General features: G+C 48.7%; 18 protein-coding genes, 2 tRNA genes and 3 rRNA genes. 10 read left to right on the forward strand and 13 right to left on the reverse strand.

The annotated features are described in order from the left end of the window. Window positions 1-8: 8 nt before the first annotated feature. Both ACYQZ0_RS02650 and ACYQZ0_RS02655 read left to right on the forward strand, forming a co-directional pair. Window positions 9-287 carry a hypothetical protein gene (locus ACYQZ0_RS02650; protein ID WP_459774961.1) on the forward strand — a complete coding sequence of 93 codons (279 nt, stop codon included), beginning with the start codon at window positions 9-11 and terminating at the stop codon, window positions 285-287. Next, a complete protein-coding gene (locus tag ACYQZ0_RS02655) occupies window positions 280-537 on the forward strand; it encodes a hypothetical protein (protein ID WP_459774963.1) in 258 nt (85 codons plus the stop codon). Before ACYQZ0_RS02650 ends, ACYQZ0_RS02655 begins: the two co-directional genes overlap by 8 nt. Window positions 538-608: 71 nt before the next feature. On the opposite strand, the gene cmr6 is transcribed toward ACYQZ0_RS02655, so the two are convergent. From cmr6 to ACYQZ0_RS02700, 9 genes are all read right to left on the reverse strand, one after another. Next, window positions 609-1,280 carry a type III-B CRISPR module RAMP protein Cmr6 gene (cmr6, locus tag ACYQZ0_RS02660; protein ID WP_459774964.1) on the reverse strand — a complete coding sequence of 224 codons (672 nt, stop codon included), beginning with the start codon at window positions 1,278-1,280 and terminating at the stop codon, window positions 609-611. Continuing rightward, the gene (locus ACYQZ0_RS02665) at window positions 1,277-1,429 is read right to left on the reverse strand and encodes a hypothetical protein (RefSeq protein ID WP_459774966.1); all 153 of its coding nucleotides are present in this window, start codon (window positions 1,427-1,429) and stop codon (window positions 1,277-1,279) included. The genes cmr6 and ACYQZ0_RS02665 overlap by 4 nt, the downstream gene beginning before the upstream one ends. Then, window positions 1,410-1,793, reverse strand: coding sequence for a type III-B CRISPR module-associated protein Cmr5 (gene cmr5, locus ACYQZ0_RS02670; protein ID WP_459774967.1), 384 nt, complete (start codon window positions 1,791-1,793; stop codon window positions 1,410-1,412). Before cmr5 ends, ACYQZ0_RS02665 begins: the two co-directional genes overlap by 20 nt. Then, window positions 1,790-2,611 (reverse strand): type III-B CRISPR module RAMP protein Cmr4, encoded by an 822-nt coding sequence (cmr4, locus tag ACYQZ0_RS02675; RefSeq protein ID WP_459774968.1) that lies wholly within the window; start codon window positions 2,609-2,611, stop codon window positions 1,790-1,792. Before cmr4 ends, cmr5 begins: the two co-directional genes overlap by 4 nt. After that, on the reverse strand, window positions 2,608-3,453 hold the full coding sequence (locus tag ACYQZ0_RS02680) for a type III-B CRISPR module-associated Cmr3 family protein (protein WP_459774970.1): 846 nt from the start codon (window positions 3,451-3,453) through the stop codon (window positions 2,608-2,610). The genes cmr4 and ACYQZ0_RS02680 overlap by 4 nt, the downstream gene beginning before the upstream one ends. Before the next feature lie 273 nt (window positions 3,454-3,726). Beyond that, complete coding sequence (locus tag ACYQZ0_RS02685; protein ID WP_459774972.1) at window positions 3,727-4,005, reverse strand: hypothetical protein; 279 nt, start codon at window positions 4,003-4,005, stop codon at window positions 3,727-3,729. A gap of 50 nt (window positions 4,006-4,055) precedes the next feature. Next, window positions 4,056-4,214, reverse strand: coding sequence for a type III-B CRISPR-associated protein Cas10/Cmr2 (locus ACYQZ0_RS02690; protein WP_459774973.1), 159 nt, complete (start codon window positions 4,212-4,214; stop codon window positions 4,056-4,058). Then, window positions 4,211-5,260: a type III-B CRISPR module RAMP protein Cmr1 gene (cmr1, locus tag ACYQZ0_RS02695; protein ID WP_459774975.1), complete on the reverse strand. Its 1,050-nt coding sequence runs from the start codon at window positions 5,258-5,260 to the stop codon at window positions 4,211-4,213. Before cmr1 ends, ACYQZ0_RS02690 begins: the two co-directional genes overlap by 4 nt. 336 nt (window positions 5,261-5,596) lie before the next feature. Next, entirely contained in the window at window positions 5,597-5,857 is a 261-nt protein-coding gene (locus tag ACYQZ0_RS02700) for a hypothetical protein (RefSeq protein WP_459774977.1), read from the reverse strand. Window positions 5,858-5,921: 64 nt separating this feature from the next. Here ACYQZ0_RS02700 and ACYQZ0_RS02705 point away from each other — a divergent pair, with 64 nt between their 5' ends. Genes ACYQZ0_RS02705 through ACYQZ0_RS02715 form a run of 3 tightly spaced genes read left to right on the forward strand, consistent with a single transcriptional unit; the run spans window position 5,922 to window position 8,949 of the window. Beyond that, on the forward strand, window positions 5,922-7,700 hold the full coding sequence (locus tag ACYQZ0_RS02705; protein WP_459774978.1) for an NADH-quinone oxidoreductase subunit D: 1,779 nt from the start codon (window positions 5,922-5,924) through the stop codon (window positions 7,698-7,700). Then, a complete protein-coding gene (locus tag ACYQZ0_RS02710; protein ID WP_459774980.1) occupies window positions 7,697-8,284 on the forward strand; it encodes an anthranilate synthase component II in 588 nt (195 codons plus the stop codon). The genes ACYQZ0_RS02705 and ACYQZ0_RS02710 overlap by 4 nt, the downstream gene beginning before the upstream one ends. Next, window positions 8,275-8,949 carry an endonuclease V gene (locus ACYQZ0_RS02715; RefSeq protein WP_459774990.1) on the forward strand — a complete coding sequence of 225 codons (675 nt, stop codon included), beginning with the start codon at window positions 8,275-8,277 and terminating at the stop codon, window positions 8,947-8,949. The genes ACYQZ0_RS02710 and ACYQZ0_RS02715 overlap by 10 nt, the downstream gene beginning before the upstream one ends. Here the strand turns inward: ACYQZ0_RS02715 and ACYQZ0_RS02720 are convergent. The 4 genes from ACYQZ0_RS02720 to gcvT are packed head-to-tail and all read right to left on the reverse strand — an operon-like array spanning window position 8,938 to window position 12,610. Next, window positions 8,938-10,005: a M20 family metallopeptidase gene (locus ACYQZ0_RS02720; RefSeq protein WP_459774981.1), complete on the reverse strand. Its 1,068-nt coding sequence runs from the start codon at window positions 10,003-10,005 to the stop codon at window positions 8,938-8,940. The two genes, ACYQZ0_RS02715 and ACYQZ0_RS02720, sit on opposite strands and share 12 nt — an antisense overlap. Beyond that, window positions 9,923-10,738 carry a pseudouridine synthase gene (locus tag ACYQZ0_RS02725; RefSeq protein WP_459774983.1) on the reverse strand — a complete coding sequence of 272 codons (816 nt, stop codon included), beginning with the start codon at window positions 10,736-10,738 and terminating at the stop codon, window positions 9,923-9,925. The genes ACYQZ0_RS02720 and ACYQZ0_RS02725 overlap by 83 nt, the downstream gene beginning before the upstream one ends. 3 nt (window positions 10,739-10,741) lie before the next feature. After that, entirely contained in the window at window positions 10,742-11,587 is an 846-nt protein-coding gene (locus ACYQZ0_RS02730) for a sulfite exporter TauE/SafE family protein (RefSeq protein ID WP_459774984.1), read from the reverse strand. Then, window positions 11,588-12,610 (reverse strand): glycine cleavage system aminomethyltransferase GcvT, encoded by a 1,023-nt coding sequence (gcvT, locus tag ACYQZ0_RS02735; RefSeq protein WP_459774986.1) that lies wholly within the window; start codon window positions 12,608-12,610, stop codon window positions 11,588-11,590. A gap of 256 nt (window positions 12,611-12,866) precedes the next feature. Between gcvT and ACYQZ0_RS02740 the strand changes: the two genes are divergently transcribed. The 5 genes from ACYQZ0_RS02740 to rrf all read left to right on the forward strand — a co-directional run bounded on the left by ACYQZ0_RS02740 (window position 12,867) and on the right by rrf (window position 17,882). After that, window positions 12,867-14,447: ribosomal RNA gene (locus tag ACYQZ0_RS02740) — 16S ribosomal RNA — on the forward strand. A gap of 105 nt (window positions 14,448-14,552) precedes the next feature. Then, window positions 14,553-14,626 (forward strand) — tRNA-Ile (locus ACYQZ0_RS02745). A gap of 17 nt (window positions 14,627-14,643) precedes the next feature. After that, window positions 14,644-14,716 (forward strand) — tRNA-Ala (locus ACYQZ0_RS02750). Window positions 14,717-14,765: 49 nt separating this feature from the next. Then, window positions 14,766-17,724, forward strand: a 23S ribosomal RNA gene (locus ACYQZ0_RS02755). A gap of 41 nt (window positions 17,725-17,765) precedes the next feature. Further along, window positions 17,766-17,882, forward strand: a 5S ribosomal RNA gene (gene rrf, locus ACYQZ0_RS02760). Together the 16S, 23S and 5S rRNA genes with 2 tRNA genes alongside form the textbook arrangement of a ribosomal RNA operon. Window position 17,883 lies beyond the last annotated feature (1 nt).

Consider the following 17,883-nt stretch of genomic DNA (forward strand, 5'->3'; position numbering starts at 1 on the left):
TATATTCTATGGAGCAAAAAAAGGAAGCGGTTCAAACGGAAGAGCTAAAAACCCCCACGATGGAAAAAGAGCTTGAGGAGATGAGGAGGGAGTTCTTCCACATTATGGAGTTCTGCATACCGCCCAAAGAGGTAAGGGAAGAGGTTATGAAAAACCTTTATGCGATACCCCTCTCGGTTCTGAAGATATTCAAGACCATACTTGATTACGAGATAAAGGTTCTTGAAGAGAGGATTAAGGAAACAGAGAGAAAACCTGCAAAGTCAAAGAGGATAAAGGTTGAGTAAGGTTTACTTCCCTCCTTCCTCATTAACGTACAGGGAGCTCGTCGAGAAAAATCCCGAAGAGCTTTCAAAGGAGCTTGAGGCTATCTTTATAAAAGAAATATTAAAAGTAGCCTTTGAATCCATGCTTTCCGAAAAAAGTTTCACGACGAGAATGTATTACGACGCATTCCTTGAAGGGGTGAGCGAGAAGCTCGCTTCCGCAGGAGGTGTGGGCATAGCGAAGTTCGTGCTTTCAAATATAGCTAAGTAAGGTTATTGATAATTTCCCCCAGCCTATCTTCCCTGATTCTTAAATATATTTTTTCTTTCCGTTCCCTTTCCTCAATCCTTTACCTCCATCCATCCGTATCCCCTCCTCGTCTTTGCCCCTACACCAAAAGTTTCAAGCCCTTCCTTCAGCAGAGTTTTAACCTCTTCCAGATATTCTTCGTAAATTCCCTCTTTTACGCCTATTGTAAACACAAAGGAAACACCTTCAAGGGAAAGGAAAAGAATTGGAACGGGATTATACCAATCCGATGGATTTTTCTCCCCTTTTGACTCATAATACTTAAAAAGGTGCGGATTCATAACGTCTATAACGAAGTTTTCTCTCTTTAAACTTTCCGGATATGCGTCAAAGAAAACCACTTTTCCCTCTTTTTTCTGGTTTCCGAAAATAATCTCATACTTTTCATCCTCAATTCTTCCGCTTTCATATTTTCTTATTAATTCCTCCGTTGGCTCTTCTTTATGCTCTTTTAATAGATAAACGTATCTTGTTAAGCCTCTTATAGCATTTGCGGAAATGTAGGGAATTCCGTAGGTGTGGTGAAAAAGAAATCCGTTCTCTATAGGGGAAGGGTATCCCATTCCAGAGACTAACCTGAAGCCCAGCTCACCTTTAAAGGAAACGCTCTTATACCTCTGAGAGGCCAGTTTTATACTTCTCTCCAGGAGTTTTCTTCCATTTTCAAGTTCTGTATCGTCCAGAACCTTTAAAAATTCATTCAAAAACTTCTTTTTAAACTTTTTTTATCTATTTCCTTTCCTTTTTTCATATCTTCTTCAGAAAGCATATATATCGTTCCGAGCTTATAAAAAAATAAAGCTGAGTTTGAAACTTTTCTTTCCAGTAAATTTTTAATATTCTTTATCCTCATGTTTTAACTCCCCTTCTGCCATTCTTTTTAACCAAACCGCAAAGTTTAACAAATCGTTGGTGTAAAAGAGATATATCTCGGTTTTCATGTTGTAAAGCTCGGTTATGAATTCATTGGTATTGTATTTCTTTCCAAATCTTTCTTCAACGTATTTTAAGAGGTGATTTAATACTTTTTCGTGCTCTTCTTCTCCTTTTGAGTGTATGAAGGCTATTGTGGTGAGAAGACCGTTCTGGGCTATCATTGCGGGCAGTCTTCTGGCAAGAGAGCTGTATTTCTCCTCCAGTTTATCGTTATTCATATCTTTTATCTCTTTAACGCACTCGTAAGCTACTTTACACCTTAACTGTTCCAAGTTCTTCATAACTTCAGCACCTCCACAACGCCTTTCCCCGTCGTGGTATTTCCTCCAAGCTGGAGCGTATTAACGCCTTTAAGAAGATTTTCTCCGTTGATTAACTGGAAATAAAAAACCGTTTCCGACGGGACGTATTCCTCTGTCCAGAGGTGTCCCTCGCTCACTGTTCCCGTTTCGGGGTTTACCTTTATGTGGGTCTGTATCTCTGTGTAGTTGCGAACCATATGGGAAAACACGTTATCGCTCACTATAACCATTCTGTTTTTATACTCCTCCTCAAGGGGGAGTTTTTCCAATTCTTCGGGGAAAGCACCCCTAACGCACCTGAATACGAACTCCTCAAGAACTACGCTGTTATCCACTTTAACCGTATCCGAGAGAGCTATACAGCTGTTATCTTCAAGGCTTATTCTAAATTCGCCCTTTTCTATATCCTTTAAGAACCTGTTTATAACGTAAGGAGAAGTTATGAGGGCAAATATACCCCTCAGGGACTTCACGGGAAAGAGAAGAACTCTCCCGTCGGTAAAGACCGCCTTGCCCTCGTTTTTCTTTGAGCCGAAAAGCTTAGAAAGCTCTCTTACGCTTTCATCCTCTCCTTTCTCAACCAACCTATCAACCTCATCGGGTTTCTTCTTAAGCTTTTGGGCAACTTCGTATATCTTTTCCGTTCTTACGTTTCCCTTTATTGAGCTTGCGGGAATTGCGGGAAACCCTGTGTGAACTTCCCTGTATATGGGAAGGTCAACGTATCCCGTTCCCTGCCCCGTTCCTATATGCAGTGGCGTTAGAACCCTGAGAAGGGAGGTTTCAGTGTTTTTCATTTCTTTTCACCTCCCTCTTTTATTAGAATGCCCGTATTCCACCCCCTTTTTAAAAATTGCTCACCTGTATTTAAAACGTTCGGATAGTCGTAAATCTGACAGGGAGAACGGAAATCATTACATTCCTCAAGAGCCTTTAAAATAAACACGCTTCCCGGTTTAATTGTGTTTATGAAAGGTTTACCTCTTCCCGATACGATTTCAGTTCCTGCGGAAAAAAGCCACAGGATTTTAAATTTACATAACTTCCCTTCTTTATCCTTTAAACTTATTACCGGTTTTGAGCGATAGTTTAAATTATCGCTTATATACGTATGGGTTAATATATAAAACTTGTAGGTTATTTCCGGAAGTATATCTAAATTCTGAAAAAGTATTTCCTCTATATGCTCCAGCAGTAATTCCTCCTGAATCTCACATGGATTTCTTTCCCCTCCCACAAAGCCCTCATAAACTTCCACTTTTTCCGAAATAAAGCAAAGCTTTATATCTTTATTTATCTCTCCGAATCTGAGCCTTTCGTGAAAGTAGAGATGTTTTTCCCTTGCGGTTCCGCTTTTTCGGTCAAGGGCTATCCCAACTCTCGGTTCCTTTTTTATGAATCTATCTATGCTCTCAATACGTAGTCCCTCTTCCTTTCCCAAAATCCAGTTTTTGAAAGGAGCTCCGTAAATTAGCTTTCCCTTTACACTTTCGTAAGCCCCTTCCGTTTGAGCGTAAGGGTATCCGAGATTTTCGTCATATTTTGCCAGTTTGTAGCTACCTCCTACTATCCCCCTCTCAAGGATATCAGAAGGAGCTGTAAAGAGGAGGTCCTTCTCGTTTTCATCCCATAGAAACACACCAAGTATACCCTCGTTTTTTTGGAATTAAATGAAAGAACCTCATTATATTCGGTGGATTTATACCGGATATGTAGTGTTCTTCAGTTGTAAAGTGTTTTAATCCGCCAAACCATAAAGGATTTTTCGAAATAACTTTAAATATTTTCATATTCCTCCCCCAGTTTATTTGCTATAAATCTCGCTACATATAGCATGTTCATGTAGTTGTTAAGGGCTTTACTCTCCTCATTAAAGTATTTTAGGCTTTCCTTTATGAATTCTTCAGAAAGTTTAATAAACTCCTCTGCGAGGTATATAAGGCCTGAAAGACTTTAAAGCCCCGTGCTTCTTTTCAAGAGAAGCATAAGCGGATGAATAATCTCTTCCATTAATGTCAATTACGACGGAAAAGGTGGAGAAATAACTTTCAATCTGTTTCTTGAACTGCCCTTCAACCTTTGAAAGGGAAGAATCCTTTCTAATAAGCTCTTCCCAGACCTTTTGGTAAATCTCTTTCCAGACTTCTCTGAATGTTTTTTCCGCAAGTTCTTTAACTTCTTCGGAGGCCACTTCAGCTACAAACCTGTTGGGATAGTTTGCAAGAGCCTTATAAGTTTTCTTTATACGGGAAAGATTACTTTATCTTTTAGTTTAAGTCTATTTATAACCTCCTCCGTAAGGTAAGAAATTATATAACTGCCCGCAAATAAATCCTTTGTTTTTCTTGAGGTTGATAGGAACCCCTGCACGGGAGAGAAAGAAAACAGAAGGAGATTCACTTAATTACCTCCCTTGCTCCTATGCTTTTTATGAAGTCGTAGAAAACTCTTCTGTTAAATGACTTAAACGTATAAATTTGTTTTCCGTATCCCTCAACAATAATTTCCCAATTTTCCGAAGGCTCAAATAAGTACTTCTGATGAATAATTAAAACAGTATAACCTTGAATTGAGGGCATCACCTTAAACCTCACAGGACTCGGGAATCTGGTTTTGTTTTCTTCTATTTTCAGATTTGCTTTTATTTTTCCCCTCTTATACATAATAGGAAGCCCAAAATAGGGCTTTTTCAGACCGTATTCCCTTAAATAATTTCTTAAGTTATTTTTAGAAAGCTTATCAAGCTTCCTTCTGAATTGCCTGTAACACTCACCTATTGTTTTAAGAGCTTCTAAAGGCTCGTTGAATCTCCTGAACTCATAAATCTCAAAGGGGAAATCGTGGCTATTTTCCTTTTCAAATTGCTCTAAAAAATCCCTGTAGGCCTTTAATAGTTCTCCTTTATGGAATCTTCCCCAATCCTTATATACGCTTTCTCCTTGAGGAATTAAGACCAGGCTTCCAAACCCTCGCCTGTTCCTGCTTCCTATACTACCAAGCTGGGAAAAGATATAAAGCAAAGGCTCAAGCTTTTCCTTTAAATTACCGTTTGTAAGAATAAACTCAAGTTTGTAATCTCCCGTCTGAAGGTGGGCTTTCTTCTGTCTTTTTCCCATAAAGTTCCCAAATCCGAGATAAGATATTGAACTATCTAAATCTTTTATTTCTTTATCTATTGTTTCAGATTTCTGTTTAAAGTTTCTCTCTTTAAATCTTACCCTCACTGGGGAAGCTTTCTCCGTGTTTCCGAAAAGTTCGCTCTCATACTTATAAAGTTCTTTAGAAGAATTAATAACGTGGGGATAAAGCAGGCTTCTAAACCACCAACGAAGAACTCCGACGAGGGAAAGGGCTCTTAGCTCCGCAATACTTTTATCCGCACCTACTAAAAATCCCTCCGTTATAAACTTTAAATTGTATCTCAACCTTTCCATAACCCCTCCCATTAATTATTTTAACTGAAATGGCTTCAGAAATCTGACATATCTCCATTCTATTTGAGCTCCACACGGTTAATTAGGAACCCCGCACCCTTTGTAAAGATTATAAAGCTCTATCAATAACTTACGAAATCTCCGAATTCAAGAAACTCCACTTAATTTTCGGAAATTCGGAGTGCGGGAAAAGGCTCAAAAATTCAGGCCTATCTTCTCCGCATTATTCAAAATGGAAATAAACGTATCATCAAAATATCAATGCATCTTTATATCCCGATGCACACTTCCTATTCCTTTGCCAAGAAGCCATAAGGGACTTCTTAGTCCCTAAGCTCTATTATAAACCTATTTCTTAAAAATAACAATCTTTACTTTTTTCTCCTCGTGGTCCTCCTTTATGGCGACTATATGACTGCAATCCTCAAGGGGCTTTTCCTTGCTCACCTCTCCCCTTTCCTTATTTAAGTAATAAAGGGTGAAATCCCTATACTCTTCTTCTCTGAACTCGGAGAGGGGTCTTATCTTCATATCCATGTTTACGGTTCTGTATCCGTATATGAGGCCAAGGAGAAAGTTAAAGACCTTATCCCCTTTCAGGAACTGCATAACTACATATATAAGATAGCACCGAGGTGCTATATTAATAAAAAGTTTTAAGCGGAGGAGAAGTATGCCCTGGGCAAAGGAAAGCGATTTTCAGGAACTCTTAAAGCTCTTCCCCGAAGCTAAGGTGGTGGAAGGGAGCAACGCTACCTCAATACACATCCCCAAGGATAAACTCATAGAGCTACTTAAGTATCTAAAGGATAAGCTCGGTTTTAAACTCTTCCTTGAGCACTCGGTAGTTGACCTTAAGGACCTACTTGAGAAGGAGAAGGAATACAACAAGGTTGTGAAGGAAAACATAATAGCCTTTCCCGAGGATAAAGAATCAAGGTTTATGGCTTTCTATATACTTTACAACGTTGATGAGAAAAAGAGGGTAATCGTAAAAACAAGGACGAACGGAACACTCCCGACGATAGAGAAGCTCTGGTTCGCGGGAAAGTGGGCGGAAAGGGAATGCTATGATATGTTCGGCATTCAGTATGAGGGGCACGAGAATCTCGTTAGGGCCTTCATGTGGGATACATACCCCTACTTCCCCCTGAGAAAGGACTTTCCCCTTGAGGGAATTCCCGAGCAGGAGCTTCCCTCCCTTAACGAGGTTATATTCGGGGACAACCTTGAGGGAACGATGAATTACGAGCGTATGCATACCCGCGTTCCCACCCTTGAGGACCTTGAGGTTACGGAAAAGAAAAGGTTAAAGAAGAAAGCCCAGATAGTTCTCAACTGGGGCCCCCTCCACCCCGGAACTCACGGGACCATGTGGTTCTTATTTGACCTTGAGGGGGAAAGAATTGTCCAAACGGACGTAATTCTCGGACAACTCCACAGGGGAGTTGAAAAGCTTGCGGAAAACGAGATGTATAACCAGTTCCTCGTTTACACCGACAGGATGGATTATCTCTCAGCCCTCTGCTCAAATCAGGCATGGGTGGTTGCGATAGAAAGGCTTATGGGCATACACGATAAAGTTCCCCCGAAGGCAAAGTATATAAGAACGATGATGTCGGAGCTCCAGAGGATTAACTCCCACCTTCTCTGGCTCGGAACCTACGCCCTTGACCTCGGAGCGCTCACCATATTCCTTTACGCCTTCAAGGAAAGGGAAAAGATAATGGACATAATAGAGGGCATAACGGGAGCGAGGCTCACAATCTCATATCCCAGAATAGGCGGTGTGAGAATGGACCTGCCCGAAGGTGCCCTTGAGGTTATAAAGGCTTTCATAAAGAAGTTTCCCGAGGAGCTGAGGGACTGGGAAACCATACTCACGAGAAACCGCATATGGCTAAGGAGAAACAAGGACGTGGGAGTTATAACGAAAGAAGCGGCATACTACCACGGCGTTACGGGACCCGTAATAAGAGGTTCGGGCATACCCTACGACATAAGGAAGTTTGAGCCCTATGACGCTTACGACGAGGTTGAGTTTGACATACCTGTTGGTGAGGTTGGAGACTGCTACGACAGGTATCTCGTGAGAATAGAAGAGATGAAGCAAAGCGTTAGGATAATAGAGCAGTGCGTCGCAAAGCTTGAGAAGATGTCAAAAAACGAACCCTTCTTTTACGAAGGGGAAGGAAAGCTGAAACTCTCTCTTGACGGCATAGGATTAAAGGCACCGGTAGGTGAGATATACTCCTCCGGAGAAAACCCGAGGGGAGAGCTCGGATTTTACGTGGTCTCAAACGGCGGAACTACACCTTACAGAGTTAAGATAAGACCGCCCTCCTTCTACAACCTGTGTATATACCCCCACCTCATGAAGGACAGGTATATAGCCGACGCTGTTACGGTTCTCGCAAGCATAGACCCCGTTGTGGGAGAAACGGACAGATGAAGGTTTTAATGATAGATAACTACGACAGCTTCACCTATAACCTCGTTCAGTATCTCGGTTCCCTCGGTGCGGAGGTGATTGTAAGGAGGAACGACGAGATAAAGCTTGAAGAGGTAAAACAGATAGACCCAGACGCAATAGTTATATCACCTGGACCCTGCACCCCAAAGGAGGCGGGAATATCTGTTCCCCTCATAAGGGAATATTACAGGGATTACCCCATTCTCGGTGTATGTCTCGGACACCAATCCATCGGTTATGCCTTCGGGGGAAAAATAGTAAATGCGAAAAGGCTTATGCACGGGAAAAGCTCAAAGATTTTCCACACGGGGGAAGGAGTCTTCAGAGGCATACCTTCACCCTTTGAAGCGATAAGGTATCACTCTCTCGTAATAGAAAAGGAAAGCTTGCCCGAAGTTCTGAAGATAACAGCGGAGTCAGACGATAAAGAGATTATGGGCATACAGCACGTAGATTATCCCGTCTTCGGCGTTCAGTTTCACCCCGAGTCGGTTCTTTCCCAATACGGAATGGATATACTGAAGAACTTCCTTGAGATAGCGGAGGGAGTAAAATCAAAGTAGACGAAAAAACCCTTGAAAGGCTCAAGAAAATTCAGATAGAGTGTGCAAAAAAGGTAATAGCGAGGGACGATTTTGAGAAGATAGAAACCATAGGTGGAATGGACTTAACCTTTGAGAATATTAAGGAAAACCCCACCCGTGCATGGGCTTCTCTCGTGGTGATAGACCTGAAAACCTTAAAGCCCGTTTACGAACACGTTGTTGAGGATATCGTTGATTTTCCGTATATACCCACATTTCTTGCCTTCAGGGAGCTTCCTTTACTTCTCAAGCTATACGAAACCGCAAAAGTAAAGCCCGACGCTTACTTCATAGACGGACAGGGAATAGCCCATCCGAGGGGATGCGGGATAGCCTCCCACTTCGGCGTTGAGACGGGAGAGGTAAGCGTTGGTGTTGCAAAATCAAAGCTCTTCGGATACGGAAAAGAACCCCCTCCGAAAAGGGGAAGCTATACATACCTCAGGTATAAATCAAAGATTATAGGAGCTATCGTGAGAACGAAGGACAACACCGCCCCCGTTTACGTATCAGTGGGACACCGCATAAGCCTTAAAACCGCTATAGAGCTTGTTTTAAAAACCTCAATATACCGCATACCTGAACCCACAAGGCTCGCCCACAACCTCCTCCAGGTGGTAAGAAGAAAAAACCTAAGAGTCTGAAAGTTCCTTAAAAAGCTCGTAAAAGAATTTTGTGAACTTCTCAAGCTCCTCAACGGATATGCTTTCCCTGTCGGTATGGCTGTCAAGAAGGCTTCCGTATCCGAAAACCACGCAGTGATAGCCCGCCTTGTGGTAATTGCTCGCATCGGTCCAGGAGGGCATAACCCCTTCCTTTGCTTCCCCCTCAACCTTTTCAAGAACCCTCTTCAGGATGGGAAGAAGCCCGTCCGTATTAAAAACCTGGAAAGCCTCCGTATCCTCAACCTTCACGCTTAAATCACATTCCGTATTCAGTCTTTCCTTAACCTTCTCAATCTTCCCAATTAGCTCTTCAGGGCTTTCCCCTTCAAAAACTTTAAACTCAAGGAGAGCTTCGCACTCCTTCGGAACGGTGTAAACCCTTGAACCGCTCCTTATCATTATTACGTTAACTTCCCTTCCGAGTTCCTTCTCAAGCTCCTTCAGGAAGTTTATAAAAACCTTTGTGGGATTTTCCACTTTCTCAAACTCTGCTCCGTGAGCGGACCTGCACATCACCTTTACCGAGAACTCAACCGCTCCCATCTGCTTTGTGCAAAGAAGTCCGTATGTGGGCTCAAGAACGAGACACCTCTTTTTACCCTCAAGAAACTCGGGGAGCTTTTCCGAACCAAGGGCTGTGTTTTGCTCCTCGTCCACAACAAAGGCAAGGGATACGGGAATATCCCTATCGGGGAAATCCCTCTTGAACCACTCAACCGCGGTTATTAAACTCGCAACAGCTCCCTTAACGTCGCTCGCTCCCCTCCCGTAAATCCTCCCGTTTCTCTCTTCGGGCTTGTAAGCCTTCTTAAAACCCGCGGGGGGAACCGTATCAACGTGAACGGATATGAGAAAGTCAGAACCATTATCGTAAATGAGGTTATACCTGTTTTCTTCAACAAACTGCTTCTTTAACTCAAGCCCAACGGAGTTTAACCTTCTCTCAATATACTCAAGAACCTCCCTTTCCTTTCCCGATACGCTCGGAATGGCTATTAACTCCTTCAGTGTTTCCTTTACCCTTTCCCTTACCATAGGATTTATAATTTAGCCCCACCGCCCTAAAGAGCTGGGCAAGTTCCCCTTTGTTTAGCTCCCTCCACTTTCCCGGAGATAGCTTACCGAGCTTTATAGGACCTATTGCTATCCTTTTTAATCTCTTTACCTTATGTCCGAATTTTGCGAGAAACCTCTTTACGAGGTGCTTCCTCCCCTCGTGAAAAACTATCTCAAGGAGTGTATTCCTACCCTCATACCTCACTATTCTCACGCTGTCTGGCTTCGCAAAGCCGTCCTCAAGCTCGGTCCCTCTCATCATCTCCCTTAACGTCTTCTGGGATACCCTTCCCTCAACGAGGGCAAAGTAAACCTTAGGAAGTTTATACCTCGGATGTAAAATCCTGTTTGCGAGCTCCCCGTCATTTGTGAGAATTAATAAACCTTCGGTATTGTAATCAAGCCTCCCCACGGGAAAAACCCTTTCGGGAATATCCTTAATGAGCTCCTCTATCGTTTTTCTTCCGTCCCTTGACTTTCCAAGCTGAGTCAAATAACAGCAGGGCTTGTTAAGGATTATGTATCTCTTCCTTTGGGGCTTTACGGGCTTTCCGTCAACCTCTACTATATCAACCTCGGGATTTACCTTCGTCCCCAGACTTCTCACAACCTCTCCGTTTACCTTTACCCTACCCTCAAGAATCAGCCTTTCCGCCTTTCTCCTTGACGCTATTCCTGCTTCGGAAAGAAACTTATTTATCCTAACCTCCATATCTCAAATAAAGATATACCTCAAGCCTATACCAAAGAGTATAACCCCGAGGATTATTCTCAGCCTTTTTTCACCGAGAATGTGAGAGATATGGGGACCCATAAAGGAGCCTATAACAACACCGAGTGCTTCGTAAAACACGAAATACCACTTAACAGACACACCCAGGTTAATGTAATTAAGAATGCTCACAAGAGACGTTATAAGAATTGAGAAGGCACTCGTTCCTGGAACAAGGTACATGGGCACTTTAAGAACGGAAACCATAAAGGGAACGAGCAAGAAACCCCCTCCAACGCCGAGTGCGGAGGAAATAACCGCAACGACGAAACCCGCAATTAAGGGATAAAGGGGATTAAAGGAGTGCTCCTCACCTAAGAATTTATAAACAACCTTTTTAAGAGAACGGGATTCTATCTTTACCTTTCTCTCCCCCTCTCCTCTTATTCCCGTATCAATCTTCTTTATCCTCTCCTTTTCCTTATGAAAGACGTCGTAAAAAATCTTTAGGGCTACGACAAGCGTAAGTATTCCGAATATAAACTTGTAATCCCTGAGATTTGTAAGGTATTTATAGGAAAGCGTTGAGCCCGCAAGTGCACCCAGTATGCTTCCTATCCCCAGAAGTCCGCCCAGAATAAAGATAACCCTTCCCTGTCTCCAGTAATTGGGAACGGAGATAAAGGTTGAGAGAAGAATGAGAACCTGATTCATCACTTTAACGGTGTTTGCGGATGCTATCCCGAAGAGGGATATATGCCCGAAACCCGCAAGTATGCCTCCCGCAGCCCCGACCGTTGAGAAAACAGCACCTATAACTATCCCCCAGATAAAGAGAAGAACCTCCATCTACCTCCTCCTCACGAAGGGATAACTTCTTAAAAAGGCCTTTAATCTCTTTCCCCTGACATCAATTTCAACCTCATTCCCTTCCTTTCTCTCTCCGACATCAACAAAGCAGAGGGCTATTCCCTTATTCAGCGTCGGGGAAAAGGTCCCGCTTGATACGATACCTATTTCTCTATCTCCCTTGAAAATTTTATAGCCCTTTCTCGGAATACCTCTCTCAAGCATCTCAAGGCCGAAAAGCTTCCGCTTTACTTCCTTTTTCAGAATTGCCTCCTTTCCTATAAAGTCCTTTGAAAAATTAACGAACCTATCAAGGTTAGCCTCAATAGGAGTTATATCCTCAGAAAGCTCATTCCCGTAAAGGGGAAATCCCGCCTCTATCCTCAAAACATCCCTTGCCCCAAGACCGCAGGGCTTTACCTCCTTTACAAGTTTCTCAAAAAGCTCCACTCCATCCTTCGGATTTATATATATTTCAAACCCGTCCTCACCCGTGTATCCCGTTCTGGAGATTATCGTATCTCCGAACATCTTAAAGCGATAATACTTTATATCCTTTACATCAAAAAACTCATTTAAAATTTCCTCGCTCCTTGGTCCCTGAAGTGCAATCTGAACGTATTTATCAGAAACATCTGTAACGTTTACGAAATTCTTAAGCCATTCGTAAACCTTTTTACGATTTACAGCGTTCACGCATATGAAAAAGCTTTCTTCATCAATCATATAAACCGTTATATCGTCCTTAACACCTCCCCTTTCATTTGTAAGCAGGTTATACTGAACCCTCCCGGGAGTGAGCTTATTAAGGTTATTGGTCGTTAGATACTGGAGTTTATCCTTAACCCCCTTTCCTTCAACTAAAAGCCTTCCCATATGGGATATATCAAAAACACCCGCACTCTCCCTTACCGCTTTCACCTCGTTTATTATCGTGTCGTAATTGAGGGGCTTCTTCCAGCCCGCAAACTCCGTAAACTTTGCCCCGAGCTTTTTATGAGTTTCAAAAAGAGGCGTTTCCATGGGAGTATTATACCCCTTGACAAAAGGAGTGGAGGTGAATAGAATGGAGAAATACACACGTGAGATGTGAGGAAGGACTTGACAAAGGCGAAGGGAAGGATATAATAAGAATAATGTGGACGCTCGGGGCTATGAGGCCCCGCCGGCTTCTTGGCAACTGAATAAAGGGTGAGCCTCCCCTCAAGGCTCAGTGGGGTCCAGCATCAGGTGGTCCCGACTGACCAAGTGGTTCCCCAATAGATTGCTTGCGCCTATTTCCCTGAAGAGTTTGATCCTGGCTCAGCGCGAACGCTGGCGGCGTGCCTAACACATGCAAGTCGTGCGCAGGCTCGCTCCCTCTGGGAGCGGGTGCTGAGCGGCAAACGGGTGAGTAACACGTGGGTAACCTACCCCCAGGAGGGGGATAACCCCGGGAAACCGGGGCTAATACCCCATAAAGCCGCCCGCCACTAAGGCGAGGCGGCCAAAGGGGGCCTCTGGGCTCTGCCCAAGCTCCCGCCTGGGGATGGGCCCGCGGCCCATCAGGTAGTTGGTGGGGTAACGGCCCACCAAGCCTATGACGGGTAGCCGGCCTGAGAGGGTGGCCGGCCACAGCGGGACTGAGACACGGCCCGCACCCCTACGGGGGGCAGCAGTGGGGAATCGTGGGCAATGGGCGAAAGCCTGACCCCGCGACGCCGCGTGGGGGAAGAAGCCCTGCGGGGTGTAAACCCCTGTCGGGGGGGACGAAGGGACTGTGGGTTAATAGCCCACAGTCTTGACGGTACCCCCAGAGGAAGGGACGGCTAACTACGTGCCAGCAGCCGCGGTAATACGTAGGTCCCGAGCGTTGCGCGAAGTCACTGGGCGTAAAGCGTCCGCAGCCGGTCGGGTAAGCGGGATGTCAAAGCCCACGGCTCAACCGTGGAATGGCATCCCGAACTGCCCGACTTGAGGCACGCCCGGGCAGGCGGAATTCCCGGGGTAGCGGTGAAATGCGTAGATCTCGGGAGGAACACCGAAGGGGAAGCCAGCCTGCTGGGGCTGTCCTGACGGTCAGGGACGAAAGCCGGGGGAGCGAACCGGATTAGATACCCGGGTAGTCCCGGCCGTAAACCATGGGCGCTAGGGCTTGTCCCTTTGGGGCAGGCTCGCAGCTAACGCGTTAAGCGCCCCGCCTGGGGAGTACGGGCGCAAGCCTGAAACTCAAAGGAATTGGCGGGGGCCCGCACAACCGGTGGAGCGTCTGGTTCAATTCGATGCTAACCGAAGAACCTTACCCGGGCTTGACATGCCGGGGAGACTCCGCGAAAGCGGAGTTGTGGAAGTCTCTGACTTCCCCCCGGCACAGGTGGTGCATGGCCGTCGTCAGCTCGTGTCGTGAGATGTTGGGTTAAGTCCCGCAACGAGCGCAACCCCTGCCCCTAGTTGCTACCCCGAGAGGGGAGCACTCTAGGGGGACCGCCGGCGATAAGCCGGAGGAAGGGGGGGATGACGTCAGGTCAGTATGCCCTTTATGCCCGGGGCCACACAGGCGCTACAGTGGCCGGGACAATGGGAAGCGACCCCGCAAGGGGGAGCTAATCCCAGAAACCCGGTCATGGTGCGGATTGGGGGCTGAAACTCGCCCCCATGAAGCCGGAATCGGTAGTAACGGGGTATCAGCGATGTCCCCGTGAATACGTTCTCGGGCCTTGCACACACCGCCCGTCACGCCACGGAAGTCGGTCCGGCCGGAAGTCCCCGAGCTAACCGGCCCTTTTTGGGCCGGGGGCAGGGGCCGATGGCCGGGCCGGCGACTGGGGCGAAGTCGTAACAAGGTAGCCGTAGGGGAACCTGCGGCTGGATCACCTCCTTTAAACGGAGAAAAAGCTCCTCCCCAAAAAGGGGGGGAGCCAAAAACTGTATAGTGCATAAAAAGAGGGGAGGCTCACCCTTTATTTAGTTGCTCTCTTGCAAAGCAGGGCCTCTAGCTCAGCTGGTTAGAGCGTGCCCCTGATAAGGGCAAGGTCCCAGGTTCGAGTCCTGGGAGGCCCATATTAGGGGCACAGCAAGGGGGTGTAGCTCAGCTGGGAGAGCGCCTGCTTTGCAAGCAGGAGGTCGTGGGTTCGAGTCCCACCACCTCCACAAAAGGCTTCTTGTCAACAGAATAAAGCCCGTACCTCCACCTGCCGGTGTGCAAGTTAGTAAGGGCCCGGGGTGGATGCCTCGGCTCCCGGAGCCGACGAAGGGCGTGCAAAGCTGCGAAAAGCCGGGCGGAGGCGCAAGAGCCTGTGAGGCCCGGATGCCCGAATGGGGAAACCCGGCAGGCGACAAGCCTGCCATCCCGCCTTTTGGCGGGAGGGGAACCGGCCGAAGCAAAACCTTTTAGTAGGCCGAGGAAAGGAAATCAACCGAGACGCCCCGAGTAGCGGCGAGCGAAAGGGGCAGAGCCTAAACCCTGTGGGTGCCATGGCGGCGGCCTTAGCCCACAGGGGGTAGCGGGACGTGCCTGGAGGGGTCCGCCGGCCCCTCGGGGAGTTACAAAACCCCACCCTAGCCGAAGTCCCCTGGAATGGGGCGCCACAGAGGGTGAAAGCCCCGTAGGCGAAAGGGTAGGGGTCTCCCTGAGGCACGATCCCGAGTACCGCGGCCCACGTGAAAGGTCGCGGGAATCAGGGGGGACCACCCTCCAAGGCTAAGTACTCCCGGGAGACCGATAGCGCATAGTACCGTGAGGGAAAGGTGAAAAGAACCCCTGGCGGGGAGTGAAATAGAACCTGAAACCCCGGGTCCACAAGCCAGTGGAAGGGGGTGGCTCTGCCATCCCCGACTGCGTGCCTTTTGCAGAATGAGCCGGGGAGTTGTCCTCAGGGGCGAGGCTAAGCCGACAGGCGAAGCCGTAGCGAAAGCGAGTCCGAATAGGGCGCAAAGTCCCTGGGGGCAGACGCGAAGCCGGGCGATCTACCCTTGCCCTGGGTGAAGGCCGGGTAACACCGGCTGGAGGCCCTAAGGGGTCGGTGCTGCAAAACCGTCCCGTGAGGTGAGGGTAGCGGTGAAAAGCCAATCGCGCCCGGGGATAGCTCGTTCTCCCCGAAATGCATCGAAGTGCAGCGTCGCCCGCTCCTTCCCGGAGGTAGAGCACTGCTAGGGCTAGGGCCCCGAAAGGGGTACCGAACCCTGGCAAACTCCGAATGCCGGGAAAGGGAGGGCGGCAGTGAGTCCTCGGGGGATAAGCTCCGAGGACAAGAGGGAAACAACCCAGACCGCCGGCTAAGGCCCCAAAGTCCGGGCTAAGTGGTAAAGGAGGTCCCCGCCCTAAGACAGCCGGGAGGTTGGCTTAGAGGCAGCCATCCTTTAAACAGTGCGTAACAGCTGACCGGTCGAGGGCGGGGGCGCCGAAAATTTAGCGGGGCTCAAGCCCGGCGCCGAAGCCGCGGGTCACACGAGCCTCCGGGCTCGTGTGGCGGTAGGGGAGCGTTCCCAGCGCGCTGAAGCCCAAGCCGCGAGGCGGGGTGGAGCGCTGGGAAGTGAGAATCCCGGCATGAGTAGGAGCGAAGGCCGGTGAGAAGCCGGCCCGCCGGAAGCCCAAGGGTTCGGCGGCAATGGAAATCAGCCGCCGGTTAGCCGGGACCCTAAGGCGAGGCCGAAGAGGCGTAGCCGATGGGAAGGGGGTCAACATTCCCCCGCCAGCTCGGTGGAGCCGGTGTCGTGACGCAGGAGGCTAGGCCGGGCCCGCTATGGAATGCGGGTGTAAGGTAGTAGGGGGACGGAACAGGCAAATCCGTTCCGTCAAACCCCGAGAGCCGATGCCGTAAGCCGGCCGACGCCACACTGCCAAGAAACAACGGCGCCGGCTGAGAGGCCGAGCTGCCCGTACCGGAAACCGACACAGGTGGGCTGGGTTAGGAGCCTAAGGCGTCGGGGGAACTCCCCTCAAGGAACTCGGCAAGTTGGCCCCGTACCTTCGGAAGAAGGGGTGCCCGCGTTAGGTGTAGGCCCGAGCGGCCGAAGCCGAGGCGGGTCGCAGTGACAGGGCGGTGCCGACTGTTTACCAAAAACACAGGACTACGCAAACCCGAAAGGGGATGTATGTGGTCTGAAGCCTGGCCAGTGCCCGAAGGTGAAGGCCCCCGGTGATGAGCTGGGGGCTGAAGCCCGGGTAAACGCCGGCCGTAACTATGACGGTCCTAAGGTAGCGAAATTCCTTGCCGGGTAAGTTCCGGCCTGCATGAATGGCCCAACGAGTGCCGCACTGTCTCGAGGGGAGTCCCGCCGAAATTGTAATGCCGGTCAAGATGCCGGCTACCCGCGGCAGGACGGAAAGACCCCGTGAAGCTTCACTGCAGCCTGGCATTGGGCTCTGGCCTGTCCTGCGCAGGATAGGTGGGAGCCTGGGAAGCCCCCGCTCCGGCGGGGGTGGAGGCGCCGGTGAGATACCACCCTGGACAGGCTGGAGTCCTAACCCAGCGGGGTGAAGCCCCCGCGGGGACAGTGCTAGGTGGGCAGTTTAGCTGGGGCGGCTGCCTCCTAAAAGGTAACGGAGGCGCCCAAAGGTCCCCTCAGGCGGGTCGGAAATCCGCCGAAGAGTGCAAGGGCAGAAGGGGGCCTGACTGTGAGGCCGACAGGCCGAGCAGCCGCGAAAGCGGGGCCTAGTGACCCACCCGCTCCACGTGGGAGGGCGGGTGATCAGCGGATAAAAGCTACTCCGGGGATAACAGGCTAATCGCCCCCGAGAGCCCACATCGACGGGGCGGTTTGGTACCTCGATGTCGGCTCCCCCCATCCTGGGGCTGAAGCAGGTCCCAAGGGTTGGGCTGTTCGCCCATTAAAGGGGGACGCGAGCTGGGTTCAGAACGTCGCGAGACAGTTCGGTCCCTATCCGCCGCGGGCGCAGGAGCCTTGAGGGGGTCCGTCCCTAGTACGAGAGGACCGGGACGGGGCAGGCTCTGGTGTACCGGTTGTCCCTGGACTGGGGCAGCGCCGGGTAGCCACCCTGCTACGGGATAAGCGCTGAAAGCATCTAAGCGCGAAGCCCACCCCAAGATAAGGGCTCCCTGAAGGGCCCTCCGAGACTAGGAGGTAGATAGGCCGCAGGTGGAAGCCCCGCAAGGGGTGAAGCCGAGCGGTACTAATCGCCCGTTCGACTTGCACGCCGGTGGGTGGAGGTATGGGCTTTATTCTGTTGACGATTGCCCCTGGTGCCCATAGCGGGGGGGAAACACCCGGTCCCATTCCGAACCCGGCAGTTAAGCCCCCCAGCGCCGATGATACTGTGCCGGCAGCGGCACGGGAAAGTAGGTCGGTGCCAGGGG

The organism is Aquifex pyrophilus (assembly GCF_054656935.1).

What these genes read in the sequence shown, in the direction of transcription:
- ACYQZ0_RS02650 (WP_459774961.1), top strand. Translation starts at nt 9, where the DNA reads ATGGAGCAAAAAAAGGAAGCGGTTCAAACGGAAGAGCTAAAAACCCCC.
- ACYQZ0_RS02665 (WP_459774966.1), bottom strand. Translation starts at nt 1,429, where the DNA reads ATGAGGATAAAGAATATTAAAAATTTACTGGAAAGAAAAGTTTCAAAC.
- cmr5 (WP_459774967.1), bottom strand. Translation starts at nt 1,793, where the DNA reads ATGAAGAACTTGGAACAGTTAAGGTGTAAAGTAGCTTACGAGTGCGTT.
- cmr4 (WP_459774968.1), bottom strand. Translation starts at nt 2,611, where the DNA reads ATGAAAAACACTGAAACCTCCCTTCTCAGGGTTCTAACGCCACTGCAT.
- cmr1 (WP_459774975.1), bottom strand. Translation starts at nt 5,260, where the DNA reads ATGGGAGGGGTTATGGAAAGGTTGAGATACAATTTAAAGTTTATAACG.
- ACYQZ0_RS02700 (WP_459774977.1), bottom strand. Translation starts at nt 5,857, where the DNA reads ATGCAGTTCCTGAAAGGGGATAAGGTCTTTAACTTTCTCCTTGGCCTC.
- ACYQZ0_RS02705 (WP_459774978.1), top strand. Translation starts at nt 5,922, where the DNA reads ATGCCCTGGGCAAAGGAAAGCGATTTTCAGGAACTCTTAAAGCTCTTC.
- ACYQZ0_RS02710 (WP_459774980.1), top strand. Translation starts at nt 7,697, where the DNA reads ATGAAGGTTTTAATGATAGATAACTACGACAGCTTCACCTATAACCTC.
- ACYQZ0_RS02720 (WP_459774981.1), bottom strand. Translation starts at nt 10,005, where the DNA reads ATGGTAAGGGAAAGGGTAAAGGAAACACTGAAGGAGTTAATAGCCATT.
- ACYQZ0_RS02725 (WP_459774983.1), bottom strand. Translation starts at nt 10,738, where the DNA reads ATGGAGGTTAGGATAAATAAGTTTCTTTCCGAAGCAGGAATAGCGTCA.
- ACYQZ0_RS02730 (WP_459774984.1), bottom strand. Translation starts at nt 11,587, where the DNA reads ATGGAGGTTCTTCTCTTTATCTGGGGGATAGTTATAGGTGCTGTTTTC.
- gcvT (WP_459774986.1), bottom strand. Translation starts at nt 12,610, where the DNA reads ATGGAAACGCCTCTTTTTGAAACTCATAAAAAGCTCGGGGCAAAGTTT.